The organism is Streptomyces sp. LUP30 (assembly GCF_001746365.1).
Classification (GTDB): domain Bacteria; phylum Actinomycetota; class Actinomycetes; order Streptomycetales; family Streptomycetaceae; genus Streptomyces.
On the sequence record NZ_MJAJ01000073.1, the window covers coordinates 15,223 to 37,368 of the forward strand.

Consider the following 22,146-nt stretch of genomic DNA (forward strand, 5'->3'; position numbering starts at 1 on the left):
CCCTAGCGGTACGGGTAGGGGTGCGGGCGCGGGCCCGCGGGGTGTCCAGGGCCGCCCTGGCCCGTGGGATACCCGGAGCCCCCGTGATCCGTGGGGTGTCCGGGGGCCGCTCCTGCCGGGCCTCCGTACGCCGGGCCCGGCGGATACCCGTACCCGTAGCCGTACCCCGGGTCGGGGGCCTGGCCGTACGGCTGGAGCGGCCCGTGACCCGGGCCGTACCCGTACGCCCCGTACACCGGCCAGGGCGGCGGAACAACCCGTACCGGAGGCGCCGTCACCCGGGCCGCGTGGTCCAGCGCGGGCCGGGCCACGTCCTTGCGGCGCCACAGCTCGTTCAGCAGCTCCCTCTCCCGTACGACGAAGTCCGCGTTCGCGCGTCCCCGCCGGCCCCGGTGCCGCAGGAACGCGAGCGACGTCGCATACGCCTCGTAACGGGCCACCTCCCGCGCCGCGGCCTTGCCCAGGTGGCGGCCGGCGTGGTCCCTGGCCATCCGCCGGGCCTTCATCGAGCCCAGGGCGAACGGCTCGGCCGGGGTGAGCCAGCCGGCGGCCGCGTAGGCGGGCAGCTCCTCGCGGACGGTGCGCAGCTCCCGCTGCCGGGTCCATACCACCAGCCAGGTCAGCAGCCCGAGCGCGGGCAGCATGAACGCCGCGTACACCGCGAAGAAGCCGAACTCGCCGAACGTGGACGAGCCGTTCCACAGGGCGTGCATGCCCATCGCGAGCAGCAGTCCGCCCAGCGGGAGCAGCACGCGGCGCAGGTGCTGACGGGGCCCGGAGAGGGCGGCGACGCCGAAGCCGATGCCGGTCAGCACGGTGAACAGGGGGTGCGCGAACGGCGACATGATGACGCGGACGAAGAAGGTCGCGACGGTGACCGAGGCGATGCCGGTGTCGCCCGTGAGCTGGTCGGTGCCGAAGGCGGTGCCGAGGTAGAGGATGTTCTCGGTGAACGCGAAGCCGGTGGCGGTGATCCCGGCTATGACGACGCCGTCGACGATGCCGGTGAAGTCCCGCCTGCGGAAGAGGAACAGGAGCAGGACGGCCGCGGCCTTGGCGGACTCCTCGACGATCGGCGCTATCACGGTCGCCCCCAGCGTGTCCGCGCTGGACGGGTCGGCCGTGGCGGTGGCTATCCAGCGGGTCGCGAAGCTGTTGGCGACGATGGCTATCAGCGCCGCCGCGCACGCGCCCCAGGCGAAGGCGAAGACCAGGTTCCGCCAGGGCCCCGGCTCGACCCGGTCGAGCCAGCGGAAGGCGGCGACGAGCAACGGCACCGGCAGCACCGCGAGACCCAGCCCGACCAGGAAGCCCTCGGTCCCGGTCTGTTCGCGCACCAGCGCGAGGATGACCAGCCCGGACAGCGTGAGCAGGGTGATCAGCGCCCCGTACCGCACCCACCTGCGCTGCCACCAGTGCGCGTGCCTGAGCACGCCGTCCTCGGGCGCGCCGCCGGGCGGATGCGGCGGGTAGGGCGGGAACGGAGTACTGATGGCCACGGCATCGACCCTAACGAGGGAGGGGACTGTGGTGCAGGGGGCGGTCGGTCGGCGGTGATCCCTTGACCGGTCAGCAATCCCCGGGCCGGACGCGATGCTGTACGCGACGGAAGAGCAGATCGTTCACCACGTGACCCTTGTCCAGCCCCTGGCCCTCGAAACGGGTCAGCGGACGGAACTCGGGCCGGGGCGCGAACCCGCCCTCGGGCCGGGTGTTCTCGAAGCCGGGGTGCGCGGTGAGCACCTCCAGCATCTGCTCCGCGTACGGCTCCCAGTCCGTGGCGCAGTGCACGATCGCGCCCGGCTTCAGCCGCGTGGCGGCCAGGTCGAGGAACTCCGGCTGGATGAGACGCCGCTTGTGGTGGCGCTTCTTGGGCCACGGGTCGGGGAAGTAGACCCGCAGTCCGTCGAGCGAGTCCGGCGGCAGCATCTCGCGCAGCAGGATGATCGCGTCGCCGTTGGCGACCCGGACGTTGGTGAGCCCGTGGTGCTCCGCGAGGTTCAGCAGATTGCCCTGGCCGGGCGTGTGCACGTCCACCGCGAGGATGTCGGTCCCCGGATCGGCCGCCGCCATCTGCGCGGTGGCCTCGCCCATGCCGAAGCCGATCTCCAGCACGACCGGGCGGTCGCCGCCGAACAGCTCGGCGAGGTCGACGGGGTGACCGTCGATGTCCAGCCCCCACTTGGCCCACAGCCGCTGCAGCGCGTCCGCCTGCCCGGCCGTCACCCGGCTGCGACGGGGCTGGAAACTCCGGATCCGCCGCTCGAAATGCGAACCGGCGGGATCGGCCTTCGGCCCGTCGGGGAAGCGGGGCTCCCCCTTGGCACGGGTGTGCCGAACGGACTCGCCCGGGTGGTGGTGCTCACCGCCCGGGGAGGGCTGAGGGGCTGCGGGGGTGTTCACGGAATCAGACACAGTGAGGACGATTTTACGGGGGCGCGGCAGGTGGGTACGGCGCGGTGTCGAGCGCGCGGAGCCGGGCGCGCGCCGGGCGACGCCCCGACTCACGCGCTCGTCAGCGCGTCCAGCGCCCGCCGGGCCACCTCCCGGCCGATCGGCAGCGAGGCCGTGGCCGCCGGGGAGGGGGCGTTCAGCACATGGACGGCCCGCGGGCCCTCCCGGATGAGGAAGTCGTCCACCAGCCCGCCGTCCCGCAGCACCGCCTGCGCCCGCACTCCGGCCGCCGCGCGCACCAGGTCCCTCTCCTCCACCGCCGGCAGCAGCCGGCGCACCGCGTCGACGAACGCCGCCTTCGACACCGACCGCCGCAGCTCGCCGAGCCCGTACCGCCAGTGCCGTCGCCCCATCCGCCACACCCCGGGCCACGCCGCCGTCGCCAGGGCCTCCCCGGGCCGTACGACGCCCCACCCGTAGCCCTCGCGGGCCAGCGCCGGCACGGCATTGGGTCCGACGTGCACGCCACCGTCGATGCCCCTGGTCAGATGCACCCCGAGGAACGGGAAGGCGGGATCGGGCACCGGGTACACCAGCCCGCGCACCAGGTCGGGCCGGGCCAGCTCGTAGTACTCGCCCCGGAACGGCACGATCCTCACCTCGGGCTCGTCCCCCGTCAGCCGGGCGATCTCGTCGCAGTACAGTCCCGCGCAGTTCACCAGCACCCGCCCCCGTACGACGTCCCCGCGCGCGGTGAGCACGGCGACCCCGCGCTCCGGGCGCCGGTCGATGCGCACGACCTGCGCGCCGTAGCGGATCTCCGCCCCGGAAGCCGCCCCCAGCTGCTGGGCGACGGCCGAGTAGTCGCAGATCCCGGTGGTGCGCACGTGCAGGGCGGCGAGCCCGCGCACCTCGGGCTCGTACTCCGTGATCTGGGCGGCGCCCAGTTCCCGCACGGGGATCCCGTTCTCCCGGCCGCGCTGCGCCAGCGCGTGCAGCCGGGGCAGCTCGGCCCGCTCCGTCGCGACGATCAGCTTGCCGGTCACGGCGTGCGGGATGCCGTACTCCGCGCAGAACTTCGTCATCTCGGCGGCTCCGCGCACCGCGTACCGCGCCTTCAGCGAGCCCGGCCGGTAGTAGATCCCGCTGTGGATGACGCCGCTGTTGCGCCCCGTCTGGTGCCGGGCCGCTCCGGGCTCCTTCTCCAGGACCGTCACCCGCGTGCCGGGCGCGGCCCGCGTGATCGCGTACGCCGTGGACAGCCCGACGATGCCCCCGCCGACCACGAGCACGTCGCAGTCGTGAGCGGTCTTCGACACGTGCACACCACCTCCCGGCATCGATAGTGCACTGCGCCACTGACAACGCGTTCAAACCCGGGACGGGGCCCCGCGCGGTTCCAGGGGCGCGGGGCCTTCCCCCGCCTGCTGCGCCCACCTATGTAGGGCTCACCGTTTCACGCCGGAGTCATGAGCAGCGGCCGGGCCCGCTCCCGCAGCTCGACCACGCGCGGCTCGTCGCCGTAGGGCTCCAGCCTGTGCAGCAGATCCTTGACGTACTCCGTGGTCCGCGCGGACGAGATGCGCCCGGCCACCTCCACGGCCCGCACTCCCTGCTCGCAGGCCGCGTCCAGGTTCCCCGACTCCAGCTCGGCGACCGCCGAGACCACGAGGCGTAACCCGTGCGACCGCACGAACTCCTCCGTCGGCTGGGACAGCGCCTGCTCGGTGAACCTCCGCACCTGGCGCGGGGCCTTCAGGTCGCGGTAGCACTCGGCGGCGTCGGCGGCGAAGCGGTCGTAGGAGTAGAAGCCGAGCCAGGACGGGTCGTGGTCGCCGTCACGGGATCGCTCCAGCCATCCCTCGGCGGCCTTCAGCGCGGCGCCGGCGGCGTGCGCGTCCCCCGCACGCGCGTGGGCGCGTGCCTCGACGAGCCGGAAGAAGCTCATGGTGCGCGCGGTCGCCAGCCCCCGGTTGCGCTCCAGGGCGGCCTGCGCGAGGTCGACGCCTTCGTCGCCGAAGCCGCGGTAGGTGGCCTGCAGCGACATGGAGGCCAGCACATAGCCCCCGAGGGGTACGTCGGCGGCCGCGCGGGCCAGCCGCAGCGCCTGGATGTAGTACCGCTGGGCGGCCTCCTGCTGACCGGTGTCGAAGGCCATCCAGCCCGCCAGCCGGGTCAGCTCGGCGCTCGCCCCGAACAGCGCGCGTCCCACCTCGTCGGAGTACGAGCCGAGCAGCAACGGGGCCGCCTCCACCCGCAGACACTCGGGGACCATGGACGAACGCCAGTCGCCGCCTCCGTACTTGGAGTCCCAGCGTCTGGCGTCCTCGGCGGCCTCCCGCAGCTTCTGCACATCGCTGTGGCCGACTTTGAGCGGGGCGCCGGAGTCCTCCACGAGGTGGACCTCGCGCGCCACCGAACTGTCGGCCGGGGTTATCAGCCACCGTGAGGCGGGCGTGGCGTACGCGCTTACTGCGAACGATCCGGCCAGTGACTGCCAGATGCCTCCGGAGCCGGCCCGGCGGCCCGCGAGATCGAGGCGGTAGAGGTCGGTGGCGGAGCGCACGGCCTGGCCGACGTCCCTGGGGAAGGCGAGGCCCACTTCGGGCGCGGGATCCGCGTCCGCCAGGCCGATCTCGTGGAGCGGCACCGGACGGCCGAGCTTCTGACCGATGGCGGCCGCGATGAGGTGGGGCGCGGCGCCCTGCGGCACCATGCCCTTCGACACCCAGCGCGCCACGGACGTCTTGTCGTAGCGAAGAGTCAACCCGCGTTGAGCGCCAAGGTCGTTGACGCGTCGCGCGAGTCCTGCGTTGCTGATTCCCGCGAGGGCGAGAACGGCGCCGAGTTTTTCGTTCGGCCCGCGTTGCTCCCTGGACATTGCGCCACCCCTCGACACAGACGGCTGCCGCGCTGGCATAACCATGCGGCATTCGTAAACCCAGCGTAGTTCGCCGCATCCCAAGCGTTAAGGGGCATTCTTCCGGTTGGCGGGATTGTGGTCCGTACGAAAGTGCGGGCGCAGGTACGGACCGTCGCGGTGTGCTCCCGCCCGTGTGGCCGTGCGCCCGGCCGTGCGCTCTTCTCCGGCCATCGGCAGAACGGTTCCATGGGCCGTGCGTGGGTCGGCCCGCTGTACTGGATCCAGTGGGCTGGGGGACACCGCCGCCTTCATCCCCGCGGGTGGCGGAGCGGTCCGGGGGGCGGAGTCCGCCTCCCGGACCGGCGCGGGCCTTCGAGGCACGCGCGTGTGTACGGAGCGTGTGCGAAGCCTGCTCGGCGCGCTTTCAACGCCCGACGTACGCCCGGGATTTGGCCGAAAAACGACCCCGTGTCCGGTGGGTGACAACGCCTCTCACCACGGAAATCGAGGGCGCGCAGGGCGTTCTGGGGGAGCGTACCGGGGGCGCATTCAGGTCGCAGACACCGGGGTGCACACGGTCGCAGGGGTCGGCGCCGCCGCGTTCGCGCGAGCACGCCCCCAGGATCACAAGCGGTGCCGCCTCCCTCTGCAGTGCGCTCTTCGTGGCAGCATGGTGAACCGTTCGTACGGTGCACTCGGTTGTCCACAGCCTGTGGAGGCGTCGATGCGGTGGTTGGTGGGGTGGAGCAGCACCGCCGCGGGTGCGCTCGGCGGGCCCGTCGGCCACGACGGCCGCCAGGGCGACGGCGCGTCCTACGGGGGCCAAGTCGGCTACGAGGGCGAGACCTTGCAGCCCGTCGGCTCCCAACTCCTGTGGGGAGACCCCGACCCGCTGTGGGCGGTCGGCGACTGGCGTCCCGACGAGGTGCGCGTGGTGAAGGCCGACGCGCAGACCCGGATCGCCGTCCTCGGCACCTGCGGCGCGACCGACGAACAACTGCGCGTCGGGCTGTTCGCCGCGCGCGGAGGCGCACTTCGGCATCTGACGGCCTGGGCGGGCAGCTACACGGCGATCGTCCAGGTCGGCCGGCGCATCACCGTCTGCGGCGATCTGGCGGGCGCCCGCCCGGTGTTCCACACCCCGTGGGCGGGCGGCACGGCCTACGCCACGGCCGCGCTGCCGCTCGCCGACCTGATCGAGGCCAACCTCGACTTCGGCCACCTAGCGGCCCTTCTCGCCGCCCCCGACGTGCCGGCGGCCCTGCACGACTCCACCCCGTACGACGGCGTGCGTCGCATTCCGCCCGGGCATGCGCTGATCCTGCGCGCCGGGGCGCGCGAGATCGCCGGGTACGAGCCGGTCGCCTCCCTCGCCGTGGCCGCGCCCCCGGCCGACCCCGACAGCGCCGTCGACGCCGTACGCGACGCGCTCGTCGAGGCGGTGCGCGCACGACTGTCCGCGCCCCGGCACGTTCCCGACATCGACCCCGGCCCCGTCCCCGGCATGGGACCCGCCGAGCGGCGCGCCGCGCGCGGAATGCCCGTCCCGGGCATCGGCGCGGACCTCTCCGGCGGCCCGGCCTCCGGCACGCTGGCCCTCCTCGCGGCCGGCCTGCCCGGCAGACCGGGCACACTGCTCGGCCACGGCACGGGCGCGGGGGAGCGGCTGCTGGCCGTCACCTTCAACGACCTGGCCGTGGGCGGACGCGAGGCCGAACTGGAACGGGCCGGCGCCCTCGCGGCCAACCCCCGCCTGCACCACGTGGTCGTGACCGGCGGCGAGGAGGCCCTGCCGTACGCCGACCTGGACGGCCCGCTCACCGACGAACCCGGCCAGAGCCTGGTCACGGCCGCCCGCCACCGCGCCCGCCTCGCCTCGGGCAGCGCCGACCACTTCACGGGGTACGGCGCGCGTCAGGTCCTGGACGCCCACCCGGCCCGCCTGGCGGACCTGTTGATGGACCGCAAGCGCCGCCACCTGGTCCGCCCGGTCGCCGCGCTCACCAAGGCGGACGGCTCCGTGCTCGTCCCCGCGCGCGTGTACGGCGCGGCCCGCCGACTGGCCCGTACGCCGTACCGCGCGGGCCTGGAGGGACTCGCCGACCGGCTGCTGCACCGCAGCTTCAGCTTCGACGACCCCTCCGGCGCCGTCGGCGCCTCCCTGGCCGCGCTCACCTGGGGCGGCGCGGGCCCGGCAGCACGCTGGCTGACCGGAGAGGCGCTGGCTGAAGTATCGGTTCGCCTGCAGGGCGCGGCGCACCGCACCGGCGGGGGCCCCGGGCAGCGTCCGGGCGACTACCGCGCGCGGGCGGCCCTCACCCGGCACGCCGTGGACCTGCGCGTCCTGGAACAGGCCGCCGAGATCCGTTCGCAGCGCCTGCACGCCCCGTTCCTCGACAACCAGGTCGTACGGGCCTGCCGCGCGCTCCCCGAGACCCTGCGCGTGCAACCCGGGGCGCGCGCCGCGATCCTGCGCACCGTGCTCAAGGGCGCCGGCGTCACCGAGCTCCCGCACGGCTGGGGCGCCCCCTCACAGGCCTCGGCCACCGCGGCGGCCCGGGCCGGCCTGCGCATGGCCATGGATCCCCTCCTCACCCTCTTCGAAGCCCCGCTCCTGGCGGAGGCCGGCCTGGTCGAGGCCAGAGTGGTCCGCAAGGCCCTGCGGGCCGCCGCGGCAGGCGAACCCCTGCCCCTGGACGGACTCGCCGACCTGATCTCCCTGGAACTCTGGCTCCGCCGTCTCCTGTCCCGCAGAGGCACCTGCTGGACCGGCACCCCGGCCCGCGCACGCGCGGTGCCGGCAGGAATCGCTCCCCAACGCCGGGCGGTCTCGTCCGGGGGGTGAGGGTCCTGGCGGGGTGATCCGGGACGGCCGGGGCGCGGGGCGGCGGGGGCGGGCGCACGCCGTCCGGGCGCCCGGTTCAGAAGACCGGCACGCGCGCGTCCGGCCTACGAGTGTCCTGCCACGCGCGTGTGCCGTGTACGAACGTCCTGCCACGCGCGTGTGCGGTACCGGCGGGCATCGGGCCCGGACCCGGTGCCACCTCGTCACGGAAGGCGAAGTCCCCGCTCCTGGACGCCCTGCGCGCGACCGCGGACCCGCCGCCCGAAAATCCGTGCCCCGCGGCCCGCCTCCGGGCGACAATGAGCCGGTGCGGTACAGAATCCTGGGCGTCACCCAGACAGAGGACGACCAGGGCAGTGCCGTCTCCCTTCCCGGCGCCCGTCTGCGGACCCTGCTCACGGCCCTGGCCCTGCGTCCGGGGCGCCTCACCGCCCCGGAGACCCTCATCGACGAGGTCTGGGCCGACGACCCGCCCCAGGACGCTCTCGCCGCCCTCCAGGCCCTGGTCGGCCGGCTGCGCCGTGCCGTCGGCAAGGACGTCGTCGTCTCCGCGCCGGGCGGATACCGGCTCGCCGCGACCGAGGACGACGTCGATCTGTTCGTCTTCGAACGGCTCATACGCCAGGGCGTCGAGGCGTTGCGGCACGGCGACGCCCCCACCGCCGCGCGTACCTTGGACGACGCCCTCGCCCTGTGGCGCGGGCCCGCCCTCGCCGACCTGCCCGACCGCACGGCGGCCGTCCGACCCGAGGCCCTGCACCTGGAGGCGGTCCGGGCCCGTGCAGAGGCCGACCTGCTCCTCGGGCGGGCCCGCGAAGCCCTCCCGCGCCTGACGGAACTGACCGCCGCGCACCCGTACGACGAGCCGTTGCACGCCCTCCTCATCCGCGCCCTGCGCGACACCGGCCGCGACGCCGACGCCCTCGCCGCGTACGAGTCCGCCCGCCGCACCCTCGCCGACGGCCTCGGCGCCGACCCCGGGCCGCAGCTGCGAGCCCTGCACGCGGAGCTCCTGACCCGGCCGGAAGAGACGAGCCCCGGATCGACGAGCCCGACGCCGACCCGCTCGGAAGAGGCCCGTTCCGACCCCGACCGCCTGGCGACGGCCCGCCCGGCCACGCCTCTCTCGCCGCCCCGGCCTCCCGAACGCACGGGCAACATCCGTCCGCGTCTTACCTCGTTCGTGGGCCGGGAACCCGAACTCGACGCCATCCGTTCCGAATTGCACAGGGCCCGGCTGGTCACGCTCACCGGACCGGGCGGCTCTGGGAAGACCCGTCTCTCCGAGGAGGCCGCCGCCGGGCTTCCGCAGGCGTGGCTGGTCGAGCTGGCGCAGCTCGAGCGGCCGGAGGCGGTGCCGGACGCGGTGGTCAGTGCCCTCGGTCTGCGCGAGACCGTGCTGCTGACCACCGAGCTGTCGACCCCGCAGGACGACCCTGTCGCCCTGCTCGTCGAGCACTGCGCGGCGCGCAGCCAGCTCCTGATCCTTGACAACTGCGAACATGTGATCGGCGCGGCCGCCGCCCTCGCCGAGACCCTCCTCACCCGCTGCCCCGGGCTCACGATCCTCGCCACCAGCCGTGAACCCCTGGGCGTCCCCGGCGAGTCGGTCCGCCCGGTCGAGCCCCTCCTCCCCGACCAGGCGCACCGGCTCTTCACCGAGCGCGCGGCCGCCGTCCGCCCCGACGCGGGCGCCGTGCTGCGGGACGAGGAGGCGGTCGCGGAGATCTGCCGGCGGCTGGACGGGCTGCCGCTGGCCATCGAGCTGGCCGCCGCCCGGCTCCGGCTGCTCACCCCGCGCCAGATCGCCGACCGCCTCGACGACCGTTTCCGCCTCCTCACCTCCGGCAGCCGCACGGTCCTGCCCCGTCAGCAGACCCTGCGAGCCGTGGTCGACTGGTCGTGGGATCTGCTCGACGAACCGGAACGCATGCTGCTGCGCGAGCTGTCCGTGTTCGCGGGCGGCTGGGACCTGGAGGCCGCCGAGGCCGTGTGCACCGGCCCCGTGGCCGACGGCGTGGGAGCGCTCGTCGACAAGTCCCTGATCGTGGCGGCCCCGTGCGAGGGGTCCGGCGGCGCCGGCATGCGCTACCGCATGCTGGAGACGATCCACGAGTACGCCGTCGAGCGCGCCGCCGAGCTCCCGGAATGCCGGGCGGCGGCCGAGCGGCGGCACCGCGCATGGGTGCGCGCGCTCGTCGAGCGGGCCGACCCGCTGCTGCGCTCCGCCGAACAGCTCCCCTGGATCTCCCGTCTGGAGACCGAGCTGGACAACATCCGCGCGGGGCTCCAGCGCGCGCTCGCTGCGGGCGACGAGGAGGAGGCGGCCGCCGTCTGCCTCGGCGCGGGCTGGTTCTGGTGGCTGCGCAACCACCGTCGTGAGGGCGCCGAGTGGACCGACCGCGCCCTGCGCCTCGGTGCGGTCCTGGACACGCTGCCTCTCTCCGGGGAGGAGGCCGTCCCCGCCGATCTCGCCGCCCGCATGGCCGCCACCGACCCCGTCGACGCCTTCCTCGACGCTGACGCAGAGGACGACGGACACTGCGGGCGTGCCCAGCGGATGAACCTGCGGATGCAGCACACCTTCCTGCTGTCCGAGTCCGAGCCGACGGGCCGGGCGGTGAACGCGCGCCGCGAGGAGTACCTGGCCCGGCTGCGGGCCGTGTACGAGCCCGGGGGCCCGCAGGCGGCCCGGATGCCCGGTCTCATCTGGCCGATGACGGCTTTCCCCGCGCGCGACACGGTGGACGTCCGCGGACTGCTGGACGGGGCAGTCGCCAACTGCCGCGAGTACGGCGGCGACTGGGAGCTGGGCTGCACCCTGATGTTCCGCAGCCACATGGTCGTCGACTCGCCCGGAGGACTGCACGGTCTGGACGACGACCTGGGGGAGCTGCGGGCGCTCAGCCGCCGCCTCGGCGACCGCTGGATGCGGGCCCAGGTGTGCGGGGTGGCGGGCGAGGTGGATCTGGCGCGCGGCCGCTTGGCGGACGCGGAGCGGGAGTACCGCGAGGCGCTGCGGTTCGCCCACGAGGTCGGGGCGTACGCCGAATCGCCGTTCCTCATCGTGCGGCTCGCGGAGATCGCCTACCGGTCGGGCGACCTCGAAGGGGCCACTGCCGCGCTGGACGAGGCGAACGACGCCGCCGACCGGTACGGCGTCACGGACGTGCGTGCGTTCGCCCTGCTGCTGCGCGCCCGCATCGCCCTGGACCGGGGCGAACTCGCCCGCGCGCGGGTGCTGTGCGACGAGACCCGGGTGGCGATCGGGCAGGGCTCCCCGCCGCCGCAGGTCGCGGCGCTGGTGGGAGTCCTGGACGCGAATCTCACGGCTGCCGAGTCCCGGCCGGAGCGCGGTCTGTCGATGCTCGCCGAAACGCTCGGCCAGGCGGTGGCCGACCAGTGCGCCGAGGCGGTCACCTCGGCGATCGTGGACGGCGCGGCGGTCCTCCTGGTCGAGATCGGGGACTTCCCGCGCGTGGCACGTCTTCTCGCCGCCGCCGACGGGCTGCGCGGCCCTCACCCGCGGCCCGCTCCGGAGCGCGCCTTGGCCGAGCGGGCCGAGGCCGTCGCCCGCGAGTCCCTGGGCGCGCAGCGCTACGCGACCGAGCGCGCCCTGCTCCCGCACCCGACGGTGGCGGACGCGCTGCACGAGCTCACGGAAGCGGTACGCGTCCATCCGGCCCCGCCCCGCCCCCGGGCGGCTACGAGCAGGTGAACCCGGACTCCGCCCAGTCGGCGAGCGCCACCGGGCCGAAGGGGCCGTGCGGTTCGACCACGAGCCGCACACGGGTGAGACCGGCGAGGTCCACATGGACGGGCACGGCCGGGTCGCCGCCCGCGAGCACACCGGACGACCAGAGCCGGTTCCCGTCGGCGTAGACGGCGAAGGAGACCTTGCCGAGCTTCATCGTCAGATCGTCCACGCCGACGAGCGCGTCGTAGGAGGTGCACCGCCGGTTGAGGTCGACGGTGACGGACGAGTCGCCGCGCACGGTCACCCCGCGCTCGTAGCGGCGGTCCGCGATGGACGGCGCGGAACGCGGCCACACCCAGCTGCTGTCGCGAAGCCGGATCTCGGGCCCGGTTCCGTCGCCGGTGACGTCGAAGGCCAGCTCGTTCAGCCGGTAGACGGTCTGAGCCGGCGGAGGAGTGGGCGCGGGCGTCGGGGCGGGCGCCGGCGGCGGCGCCGACGGGGTCGTGGGAGCGGGGCTCGGGGTGGGCGTCGGGGACGGCGTGGGCGAGGGGACCGCTCGGGGGGCCGGCGTCGGCGTCGTGGGGGCCGCCACGGGGACGATCACCGCAGGCCGCGGCCCGGGCGCCTCGGCGCGCGCGGACGGGGGCGTGGGCGTCGGCTCCTCGGGGCGCGCGACCGGCGCGGGCGCGGAGGCCGGAGGTCTCGCCTCGGGCGGCCTGGCGGGGTGGTCGTGGCCGACGAGCGCGAGGGCGATCGCGGCCGCCGCCACCGCGACCACCCCTGCCGCGATGCCGGCCTTCACGGGCGCTCCCAGCCCCTCCGAGACCACCGCGCCGCTCCCGGCGCCGGTCCCGCCGGAGGAGCCGCTCGCCGCGGCGGCCGCGCCCGCGACGCCCGCCGCCCCCGCTCCCGTGCCGCCGGCGACGAGCGCGAGCGCCTTGGCGTACCCGGCGGCGCCGAACCAGCCGATGACCGCGACCGGCACGACGGCCGGGATGCTGCCGGCCACCTCCTCGATCTGCAGCGCTGCCAGCCGGCACCTGGCGCACTCCTCCAGATGCTTGCGCAGCCCCCGTTCGGCGCGGGTGCGCAGGCGGCGCCGGGCGTAGGTGCCGAGCTGGTCGGCGTAGCGGGCGCACTCCTCGTCGCTGGTGAGGGTGGCGCTGACGTGCGCCTGGAGGTAGGCCTGCTTGAGGCCCTCGCGGGCCCGGCTGGCCAGCACGCGCGTGCCGTTGGCGTCGAGGCCGAAGAGCATGGCGACCTCGCTCGGCGACTCGTCCTCGACCTCGGTGTGCCACAGGACCGCCTGCCAGCGCTCGGGCAGTGAGCGGAATGCCTGCATGGCCATCGACTGCTCGGCGTCGTGCATCGCGCGTACGTCGGCGCCCAGCTCCAGTCCGGCTCCGAAGGAGCCGATGGACGCGGTGTCGTCGGCGGCGTCCGAGGAGCGGGCGGACTGCGTGGCGAACACGGCGAAGTCGTCGACGAGTTGTTCCCGCTTCGCCGATCGGGTCCAGTCGGCGGCCACGCGCCGCACGCAGGTGAGGAGGTAGGCGCGGACGGCGTACTCGGGCCCGGAGCCGCCGCGCACCGCCTGCAGCATGCGGGCGAAGACCTCGGCGGTGAGATCGTCGGCGGTGTGCGCGTCCCGGCAGCAGGTGCGGGCGTAACGGCGCACGGCGTCGGCGTGGCGACGGTACAGCTCCTCGTACGCCGTGTCGTCGCCCGAGCGCATCCGGCCGATCAGGTCGGTGTCGGCGGGCGGCAGGTCGCGCGGCGGGGGCAGGACGCCTTCGGCACGTCCCTCGCGCTGTGCCGGAACCGTCTCCCAGGGCTCGCCCGGCGGAGGGGCGACCGGTTCGCCGGCCGGGCCGCGTGCGCGGCCGCCCTGGCTCGGCACCTGCTCGTCCCGACCGTCAACGCTCATTGCGGAATGCCCCCGCCTGACCCACCAGTCCCGACCACCGGGTCAGAGTGCCATATCGGCTTTCGGCCAGAACCCCGTGCGGCGGGCCGTCCACCCGTCCGTGGGGACCTGCCGCAATCCAGTACTACCTTTCACTCGATCGAGGTAGGTTCAACTCCCGCTCTGACGAGTGGAGTTGAGCGACGACGATCGCACGATGCCCGGTATGTGTCGGGCGGCGGAGCGGGGAAGGGAGCCGTGCGGCCCCCGCCCCCCCTCACCCCTACGAGGCCCACCCCACGAGATTGACCCCACGAGATTCACCCCTACGCGGGGCTGCCCCGGCCGGTCCCCCAGGCATGCCTCCCTGAGGGACCGGCCTGGTCAGGAGGACCGCGAGCGCAGGCCCTCCAACAGGATGTCCAGCAGCCGCGCCGAGGCCGCCGCCTGCTGAGCCGGGTCGGGAAGCGAAGGCGCCGCCGTCGCGATGACGAGCAGCACGTCCGACACCGACACGTCGGCGCGCAGCGCGCCCGCCTCCCGTGCCCGCTCCACGAGCCGGCCCACGACGTCGAGCAGCGCCGCTGCCCCCGCGTCGTCGACCGCGGCCGTGACGCCGCCCTCCGGGGCGAGCCGCAGCTCGCCGCCGCCCGACTGGGTCCGCTGCTGCGGCACCCGCGCCGCGTCGGCCGGCGCCGCCTCGGCGTCGTCCTCCGCGACCCCGACGCGCAGCACCTGCGGCGGCAGCAGCCGCCCGGCGCCGGACGCCACGGACGTGCGCAGGAAGCGCGACAGCGCCGACCACGGCTCGTCCTCCTGGCCCAGCGCCGCCCGCGCCTGGTCGGTCAGCCGGGAGGTCTCCTCCTCGGCTATCCGACGCACCAGGACGTCCTTGCTCGGGAAGCGCCGGTACACGGTGCCGACGCCGACCCGTGCGCGCCGCGCCACGTCCTCCATCGGCGCGCCGTAGCCCAGCTCGCCGAAGACCTCGCGGGCCGCTCGCAGTACGTGTTCCAGATTGCGCTGTGCGTCCACGCGCAGCGGTGCCGTCCGCGCGCTGTCTCCTCGTCCGCCGCCCACCGCGGCGCCGATCGCGCCACCTGGTGCGAGGGCCGACGCGGTCGACCAATGCGAGTTCTGAATGGTCATGATTGATCCCCCGGTAATGACGTCTCCCCCCGGAGACTCTCCCCGCAATCGAAAGCCGGGGCGTGCAACACAAGGGGACGTCTCCGTGGACCCGCCCGTCGCAGACCCGCAGAGCGCTTCCCCCTGACACCCCGTCGACACACGAACATAGTTGAGTGGGAGTCAATTCAGAAGGGGCAGGTTCCGCACGGAGCGCCCCCCGATCGGAGTACGGGTCGCATACGTCCCGATTGCGCCCCTTCCCGCACCCCGGCGCACGCCGTCTGACCTGCGCGTCTGCTGCTCACTCCGGTGTTTCGGCCAACCCCGGGCCCGCGCGACTCGCGGTCACACAAATTGTCGGGGCTGTGGACAAACTCCGATGACCGGTGCGTCATGGGATGGTGAAGGAACGTGCGCGCATTCTCGTTGTCGGCGGCGGCTACGTCGGGATGTACACGGCCCTGCGGCTCCAGCGGAAGCTCAAACAGGAACTCGGCCGGGGCGAGGCCGAGATCACGGTCGTCACACCCGACCCGTACATGACCTACCAACCCTTCCTCCCCGAGGCGGCCGCGGGCTCCATCTCCCCCCGGCACGTCGTGGTGCCCCTGCGCCGCGTCCTGCCCCACTGCCGGGTCGTGGTCGGCGAGGTCACCGCCGTCGACCACGCCAAACGCACCGCCACCCTCACCACTCTCGCCACCGAGGAAGAGGGCACCGGCCCCCAGCAGCTGACGTACGACGAACTCGTCCTCGCGCCCGGCTCGATCTCCCGCACCCTGCCCATCCCCGGCCTCGCCGACTTCGCCATCGGCTTCAAGACCGTCGAGGAGGCCATCGGGCTGCGCAACCACGTCATCGAGCAGATGGACATCGCCTCCTCCACCCGCGACCCCGCCATCCGCGACGCCGCCCTCACCTTCGTCTTCGTCGGAGGGGGCTACGCAGGCGTGGAGGCGCTCGGCGAGCTGGAGGACATGGCCCGCTACACCACCCGCTACTACCACAACGTCCAGCCCGACGACCTGAAATGGATCCTCGTCGAGGCCTCCGACCGGATCCTGCCCGAGGTCGGTGCCGACCTGGGCCGCTACACCGTCAGCGAGCTGCGCCGCCGCAACATCGACGTACGCCTGAACACCCGCCTGGAGTCCTGCGCCGACCGCGTCGCCGTCCTCAGCGACGGCGCCCGCTTCCCGACCCGAACGGTCGTGTGGACCGCCGGCGTCAAACCCCACCCGCTCCTCGCCGCCACCGACCTCCCGCTCACCGAACGGGGTCGGCTGAAATGCACCCCCGAGCTGACCCTCGACGGCGTCACGCACGCGTGGGCGGCCGGGGACGCCGCGGCCGTCCCCGACGTCACGGCCGACGAACCCGGCACCCAGACCGCCCCCAACGCCCAGCACGCAGTCCGCCAGGCCAAGGTGCTCGCCGACAACATCGCCCGCTCCCTGCGCGGCGAGCCCCTGGAGACGTACTCCCACAAGTACGTCGGCTCGGTCGCCTCGCTGGGCCTGCACGAAGGCGTCGCACACGTGTACGGGCGCAAGCTCAAGGGCTACCCCGCCTGGTTCATGCACCGCGCGTACCACCTCAGCCGCGTGCCCACCTTCAACCGCAAGGCGCGGGTGCTCGCCGAATGGATCCTCGCCGGACTCTTCAAACGGGAGATCGTTTCCCTGGGATCACTCGAACATCCCCGCGCGGAGTTCGAACTCGCTGCCGGTGGAAAGCCTTCTGACGAGCCTTCCGGCGACCCGAAGGGGTCGTCCTGACCCGATCCAGGAACTCCACCGGCCGCCCCCACGTCTGACGAATGTCGGCCCGGACGGCGGCCACACTGCCAGACTGCTCCCTGCTCATAGCCCCTCCCGAGCCCCCCTTCCGAGCCGGGGCGGACCGAAACCCGCCCCCGCCAGACCCACGAGGCTGTTCCCACGCGCCCCACACCCCGGGTGCGGTAACAATGTGCGGCCACCGCCGCGCGGCCCCCGGAGTCCAGACCGGGCCCGGAGCCGGCCGACGACGACTACACGAGGCAAGGATTCGTGAACTTCACGCGCTGGAGCGCCCGGCTCCCCGGAACGCAGCGCCGCGCCGCCGCGCGAGCCGACCACCCGGTCACCACCACGGACCGACGGAGCGAGGGCTCCGTGCCGGCGGCCCGCGCCGAACAACTCACCGACGAACCGCCCCCGGTGCCCGCCGTCGACGAACTCCCGGTCCGTGAGGTCCTCGACCGTGTCCCGGCCCTCGTCGCGCTCGTCCACGGCCCCGACCACCGCCTCGCCTACGTCAACGACGCCTACAAGGCCGCCTTCGGTGCCCGCCCCTGCGGCGAACCCGCCGCCGACGCCCTGCCCGAACTCCGCGACCTCGGCCTGCTGCCCCTCCTCGACCAGGCCCTGCGCAGCGGCAAGCCCCGCACCCTGAAGTCCCGCAAAGCCCCGGACGGCCGGCATTACACGTTCACCTGCACCCCGGCCGCCGAGAACAACGGCAAGGGCGCCGTCCTGATCTTCGCCACCGACGTCACCGACCACGCCGAGGCCGCCGAACGTCTCAGAACCAGCGAACGACGCCAGCGCGAGACCGCCGTCACCCTCCAGCGCTCCCTGCTGCCCCAGGAGCTCGAAGAGCCCGACGACCTGCGCATCGCCGCCACCTATCAGCCCGGCGGCACCGAGGCCGCGGTCGGCGGCGACTGGTACGACGTCATCACCCTGGGCGGCGGCCGCACCGCCCTCGTCATCGGCGACGTCATGGGCCGGGGCGTCCGCGCGGCCGCCGTCATGGGCCAGCTCCGCACGGCCGTCCGGGCGTACGCCCGCCTCGACCTGCCCCCGCACGAGGTCCTCCAGCTCCTCGACGGCCTCGCCGCCGAGATCGACGCCAACCAGATCGCCACCTGCGTGTACGCCATCCACGACCCCAACGAGGGCAGCCTGGTGTACGCCTCGGCGGGCCATCTGCCCATCCTCGTCCGCGACGACAACGGCACCGTCCTGCGCGCCGACGAGCCCACCGGCCCCCCGCTCGGCACCGGCGGCTGGATGCACGCCTCCGGCTCGATCCCCCTCGGCCCCGGCTCGACGGCCGTCCTCTACACCGACGGCCTGGTGGAGCGCCGGAACGAGGACCTCGACGAAGGCATCGCCGCCCTGGAACGCGCCCTGGCCGGCGCGACCGGCACCCCTCAGGTCGTCTGCGACCGCCTGGTCCGCTCGGCCGGCGTCACCGCCGACCACGACGACGACGTCGCCGTCCTCGTGCTGCAGCACCCGGCCCGCACCGGCCCCGACGGCGAACTGTTCCGCAACGCGGCCCTGGAGCTCCTCGGCGGAGTGGAAGCCGCACCCCGCGCGCGTGCCTTCGCCTCCGGGGTCCTGACCAGCTGGCGCTTTCCGGCCGACCTGCACGATCTCGGCGTCCTCGCCGCCAGCGAACTCGTCGCCAACTCCCTCCAGCACGGCATCCCGCCCATGCGGCTGCGCCTGCGCCGCACCGACCGCCGCCTGATCATCGAGGTCACCGACGGCGACGACCACCTCCCGCGCCGCCGCCGAGCGGAACCGGGCGACGAGTCCGGCCGGGGCATCGCGATCGTCGCCACCATCGCCTCGACCTGGGGCAGCAGACGCACCCCGGGCGGCGGAAAGGCCGTGTGGTGCGAGTTCGTCCTGCCGAAGCCGTCCGACTGAGAACAGGCCGGGAAAAGTCCCGAACACCCATTCCCCCGCGCGCGGCACCTAGGCGAACACGTCCCCCGGTGCTAGTAGCTCCCCATGGCAGACGCAACGGGCTTTGACCTCAAGGGAAGCGCCCCCGAGCGCTACGAACACTACGTCGCGCCCCTCATGGCGCCCTTCGTCACCGCACTCGTGGACGCCGTGGACCTCTACCCCGGCGCCACCGTCCTCGACCTCGCCTGCGGCACGGGCTTCGCGGCACGCGCCGCCGCAGCACAGGCCGGCCCCGCCGGGCGGGTCGCCGGGACGGACCTCAACGAGGGCATGCTCAAGATCGCCGTGGCATGCCACCCACGCCTCTACCCGGACATCGAGTTCACCCCGGCCCCCGCCGACGACCTCCCCTACCCCGACGCCGTCTTCGACGCCGTCCTCTGCCAGCAGGGCGCCCAGTTCTTTCCCGACCTCGACGCGGCCCTGGCGGAGACCGCCCGCGTCACCCGCCCCGGAGGCCGCTTCGCCGCCACCGTCTGGGCCCGCCTGGACGACTCCCCGTACTTCCTCGCCCAGCTCCGCGCCCTCGAACAGTTCGACGGCCCGGACGCGGCGGCCACCTTCCGAGCCGCCTTCGGTGCCGCTGACCGCCTGATCGCCGCCCTCGACCGCGCCGGCTTCCACTCCACGACCCGCCGCGACCTCACCTTCGCCGTCGACCTCCCCCCTCTGGAGGACTACGTCGCCGGCCACCTCTCCGCGATCCCCTGGGGCCGCTCGCTCCTCGACTCCGGAGGCGACGGTGCCCTCGCCCGCGCCGCAGAGACGATCCGTGCCCACCTCCCCGCCTCGACCACGACGTTCCCGTTCACCTCGACCCTGGTGACCGCGACCCGCTGACCACGTCACCCCGCGCCGCACGGATACGCCGAAACAGCCACGCCGGCACAGAAAGGCGGGACAAGAGAGGCGGGGACAGGGGGGGCGGGAACAGAGAGGCGGCCGTCGTTCCGAAGAACGACGGCCGCCTCCCCGGGCCACGACCCGGTTGCGCACCAGCCACGGCTGATCCTGGACGGCGGTCAGCCGCCGCCCCAGCCGCAGCGCCAGGTAGGTGATCCCGAGCGAGAACAGCAGGAACGTCACGATGTACGGAGCGGGCAGGGAAGCCCCCAAGGGCCCGCCCACCGCCGGACCGACCGCCAGCGCCAGCTGCTTCACCAGGGCGAACGCCGAGTTGTACTGACCCGCCAGCCCGGCCGGCGCGAGATCCGCCACCAGCGGCGCGACCGTCGGCGACAGCATCGCCTCACCCAGCCCGAACAGCGCGTACGTCGACACGAACGCGGCCGTCGCCATCGCCTGACTGCCGTGTCCGAGACCGGCGTACCCGGCCACGACCCAGGCCACCGCCCAGATCAGCCCGACAGCGGCGATCACCCGGGACCGCTTCTGCCGCTCGACGAACTTCAGCACGGCGAACTGCGCGACCACGATCATCGCCGTGTTGGCGGCGAGCGCGGACCCGAGGGCGGACGTCGAGATCCCGGCGGCCTCGATCCCGTACGCGCTCAGCCCCGACTCGAACTGCCCGTAACAGGCGAAGAACAGGACGAACCCGAGCACGCACAGCTGCACCATGGCCCGGTTCCCGAGCAGCTGCTTCCAGCTGCCTCGGGCGGACTGCGGAACATCCCCCACACGCGGGGCGTGCGGCAGCCGCACCGTCGACATGACCACGGCCAGCAGCAGGAACATCGCCGCCTCGATGGCGAACAGCAGGGTGAAGGAGGACACGCGCGTGGCGTCGACGAGGTGCCCCCCGATCAGCCCGCCCACGCCCAGCCCCAGGTTCTGCAGGAAGAACTGAGTCGCGAACGCCCGCGAGCGGGTCTCCGAGGTCGAGCTGTCCACGATCATCGTCGCCAGCGCCGGCTGCATCACGGCCTGACCGGCCCCGAGCGCGGCCGCGGCGGTCAGGACGGCGGTGGCGCTGCCCGCGAGCCCCAGGCCCAGCGAGCCGACGGCAGCGGTGACCAGGGCGGTGAGCAGGACCGGCAGAGGACCGCGCCGCACGATCGCCCGGCCGGCGAACGGCAGCACGATCAGCGCGGCCACGGCGAACACGGCGAGGACCAGCCCCGCCGTCATCGACCCCAGACCCCGCACCTGCGCCACATAGACGTACAGGTAGGGGACCGTGAAGCCCAGCCCGAACGCGCTGAGCGCGTTGCCCACGTGGATCCGGCGCATCGCTGCGCCCATCGCCCTGGTCACGTTCACCTCTCTCAGACAGTGCCGGCGCACCTTCAGCGCAACGACACCTTGGGAAGCTTCTACTGCCTCAGTACTTAGTGCCGAAGACTTCAAAGCTAAAGTTCGAGGTTGAACAGTACACCTTGAAGCACTTCGATGCGAACGGGTCCCGTGCGATACTTGCGCCCATGGGCGACACCCCCGGCACGATCGGCACCGGCCTCGGCGGCGAGCCGACCCTGGAAGAGCAGATCGCCGCCTACCAGCGTGAGTTCCAGGACCTCGACCCCCAGGTCGAGAAGATCGTCTCGGCGCTCTCCCGCCTCAACCGCCGCATGAACGTCGCGTACGGCCGCCAGACGGCCGACCTCGGCATCAGCAACGCCGAGTGGGAGGTCCTCAAGGCCCTGGTGCTCTCCGGGGCCCCCTATCGACTGGGACCCAGCGACCTGGCCAAGCGCCTCGGCCTGACGCCGGCCGCGATGACCCATCGGATCGACCGCATGGTCGCCGAGGGACTGGTGACCCGTGAGCGGGACGAGTCCAACCGGGTCCGCGTGATCGTGGAGCTCACACCGGAGGGCCGCGAGAAGTGGCTGCAGGCGATGCGGATGGCGACGGTCTTCGAGGGGGACCTCCTTCAGGACCTCACCGCCGACGAGCGCACCAGCCTCGGCGAGGTCCTGACCAGGCTCCTGCGCAGGGTGGAGCACGCCCAGCCGGACGCCGGGGGCAGGCTCAGCGACCTCGACTGACCCGCAGGAAAAGATCTTGACAGGGGGTTCTTGACACCGTCCCGCAGGATCAGTAAAGTTCTTCGGGTTGCCACGGAGCCGTAACGGTTCTTCGGTAGCACCTCCGCCGCAGCAGCGGCACAACCAAACCACAGCACGATCTCCCGACAGGGTTGAATTTCGGCGTGCCCGAATTCAATTCGAATAGGGGCCGGCAGCCCGATTAGGAACTGCCAACCGGATCCGCTAAGGTTTGAGACGTCGGAACGGCCCAACAGCCGGGAAGGCAACCCGCTCTGACCGGGAATCAGCGCCGAAAGGATCTGATAGAGTCGGAACCGCCGGAAAGGGAAACCGCGAAACAAAAGCGGGAACCTGGAAAGCGCCGAGGAAATCGGATCGAGAAAAAGATCTGATAGAGTCGGAAACGCAAGACCGAAGGGAAGCGCCCGGAGGAAAGCCCGAGAAGTTCGGGTGAGTACAAAGGAAGCGTCCGTTCCTTGAGAACTCAACAGCGTGCCAAAAATCAACGCCAGATATGTTGATACCCCGTCCCCGGCCGTGAAAGCCGAGGATGAGGTTCCTTTGAAGTAAACACAGCGAGGACGCTGTGAACGGCCGGGCTTATTCCGCC

General features: G+C 73.3%; 12 protein-coding genes and 1 pseudogene. 6 read left to right on the top strand and 7 right to left on the bottom strand.

Annotated elements, in window-relative coordinates:
• Positions 1-2: 2 nt before the first annotated feature.
• From BG482_RS36980 to BG482_RS36995, 4 genes are all read right to left on the bottom strand, one after another.
• The gene (locus tag BG482_RS36980; protein WP_079142602.1) at positions 3-1,499 is read right to left on the bottom strand and encodes a PrsW family intramembrane metalloprotease; all 1,497 of its coding nucleotides are present in this window, start codon (positions 1,497-1,499) and stop codon (positions 3-5) included.
• Positions 1,500-1,569: 70 nt separating this feature from the next.
• Positions 1,570-2,415, bottom strand: a complete 846-nt coding sequence (trmB, locus tag BG482_RS36985) for a tRNA (guanosine(46)-N7)-methyltransferase TrmB (RefSeq protein WP_176741560.1) — start codon at positions 2,413-2,415, stop codon at positions 1,570-1,572.
• A gap of 89 nt (positions 2,416-2,504) precedes the next feature.
• Complete coding sequence (lhgO, locus tag BG482_RS36990) at positions 2,505-3,734, bottom strand: L-2-hydroxyglutarate oxidase (protein ID WP_069773590.1); 1,230 nt, start codon at positions 3,732-3,734, stop codon at positions 2,505-2,507.
• A gap of 116 nt (positions 3,735-3,850) precedes the next feature.
• Positions 3,851-5,275 (bottom strand): MFS transporter, encoded by a 1,425-nt coding sequence (locus BG482_RS36995; RefSeq protein ID WP_069773591.1) that lies wholly within the window; start codon positions 5,273-5,275, stop codon positions 3,851-3,853.
• A 706-nt stretch (positions 5,276-5,981) separates the two neighbouring features.
• On the opposite strand from BG482_RS36995, the gene BG482_RS37000 reads away from it, so the two are divergent.
• On the top strand, positions 5,982-8,102 hold the full coding sequence (locus BG482_RS37000; protein ID WP_069773592.1) for an asparagine synthase-related protein: 2,121 nt from the start codon (positions 5,982-5,984) through the stop codon (positions 8,100-8,102).
• Positions 8,103-8,409: 307 nt separating this feature from the next.
• Positions 8,410-11,820, top strand: a complete 3,411-nt coding sequence (locus BG482_RS37005; RefSeq protein WP_069773593.1) for a BTAD domain-containing putative transcriptional regulator — start codon at positions 8,410-8,412, stop codon at positions 11,818-11,820.
• Here the strand turns inward: BG482_RS37005 and BG482_RS37010 are convergent.
• Entirely contained in the window at positions 11,807-13,726 is a 1,920-nt protein-coding gene (locus BG482_RS37010) for a sigma-70 family RNA polymerase sigma factor (protein ID WP_069773594.1), read from the bottom strand. The two genes, BG482_RS37005 and BG482_RS37010, sit on opposite strands and share 14 nt — an antisense overlap.
• Before the next feature lie 363 nt (positions 13,727-14,089).
• Entirely contained in the window at positions 14,090-14,854 is a 765-nt protein-coding gene (locus tag BG482_RS37015) for a TetR/AcrR family transcriptional regulator (protein WP_069773595.1), read from the bottom strand.
• Positions 14,855-15,234: 380 nt separating this feature from the next.
• Here BG482_RS37015 and BG482_RS37020 point away from each other — a divergent pair, with 380 nt between their 5' ends.
• The 3 genes from BG482_RS37020 (at position 15,235) to BG482_RS41930 (ending at position 19,422) form a co-directional block, all read left to right on the top strand.
• The gene (locus BG482_RS37020) at positions 15,235-16,614 is read left to right on the top strand and encodes an NAD(P)/FAD-dependent oxidoreductase (RefSeq protein WP_069773596.1); all 1,380 of its coding nucleotides are present in this window, start codon (positions 15,235-15,237) and stop codon (positions 16,612-16,614) included.
• Between the two features lie 273 nt (positions 16,615-16,887).
• On the top strand, positions 16,888-18,540 hold the full coding sequence (locus BG482_RS37025; RefSeq protein ID WP_069773597.1) for a SpoIIE family protein phosphatase: 1,653 nt from the start codon (positions 16,888-16,890) through the stop codon (positions 18,538-18,540).
• 156 nt (positions 18,541-18,696) lie between these two features.
• Positions 18,697-19,422 carry a class I SAM-dependent methyltransferase gene (locus tag BG482_RS41930; RefSeq protein WP_256096598.1) on the top strand — a complete coding sequence of 242 codons (726 nt, stop codon included), beginning with the start codon at positions 18,697-18,699 and terminating at the stop codon, positions 19,420-19,422.
• Positions 19,423-19,548: 126 nt separating this feature from the next.
• Here the strand turns inward: BG482_RS41930 and BG482_RS37030 are convergent.
• Positions 19,549-20,787, bottom strand: a pseudogene (locus tag BG482_RS37030) (MFS transporter); the annotation flags it as partial.
• A 179-nt stretch (positions 20,788-20,966) separates the two neighbouring features.
• Here BG482_RS37030 and BG482_RS37035 point away from each other — a divergent pair.
• Complete coding sequence (locus BG482_RS37035) at positions 20,967-21,533, top strand: MarR family winged helix-turn-helix transcriptional regulator (RefSeq protein WP_069773598.1); 567 nt, start codon at positions 20,967-20,969, stop codon at positions 21,531-21,533.
• Positions 21,534-22,146 lie beyond the last annotated feature (613 nt).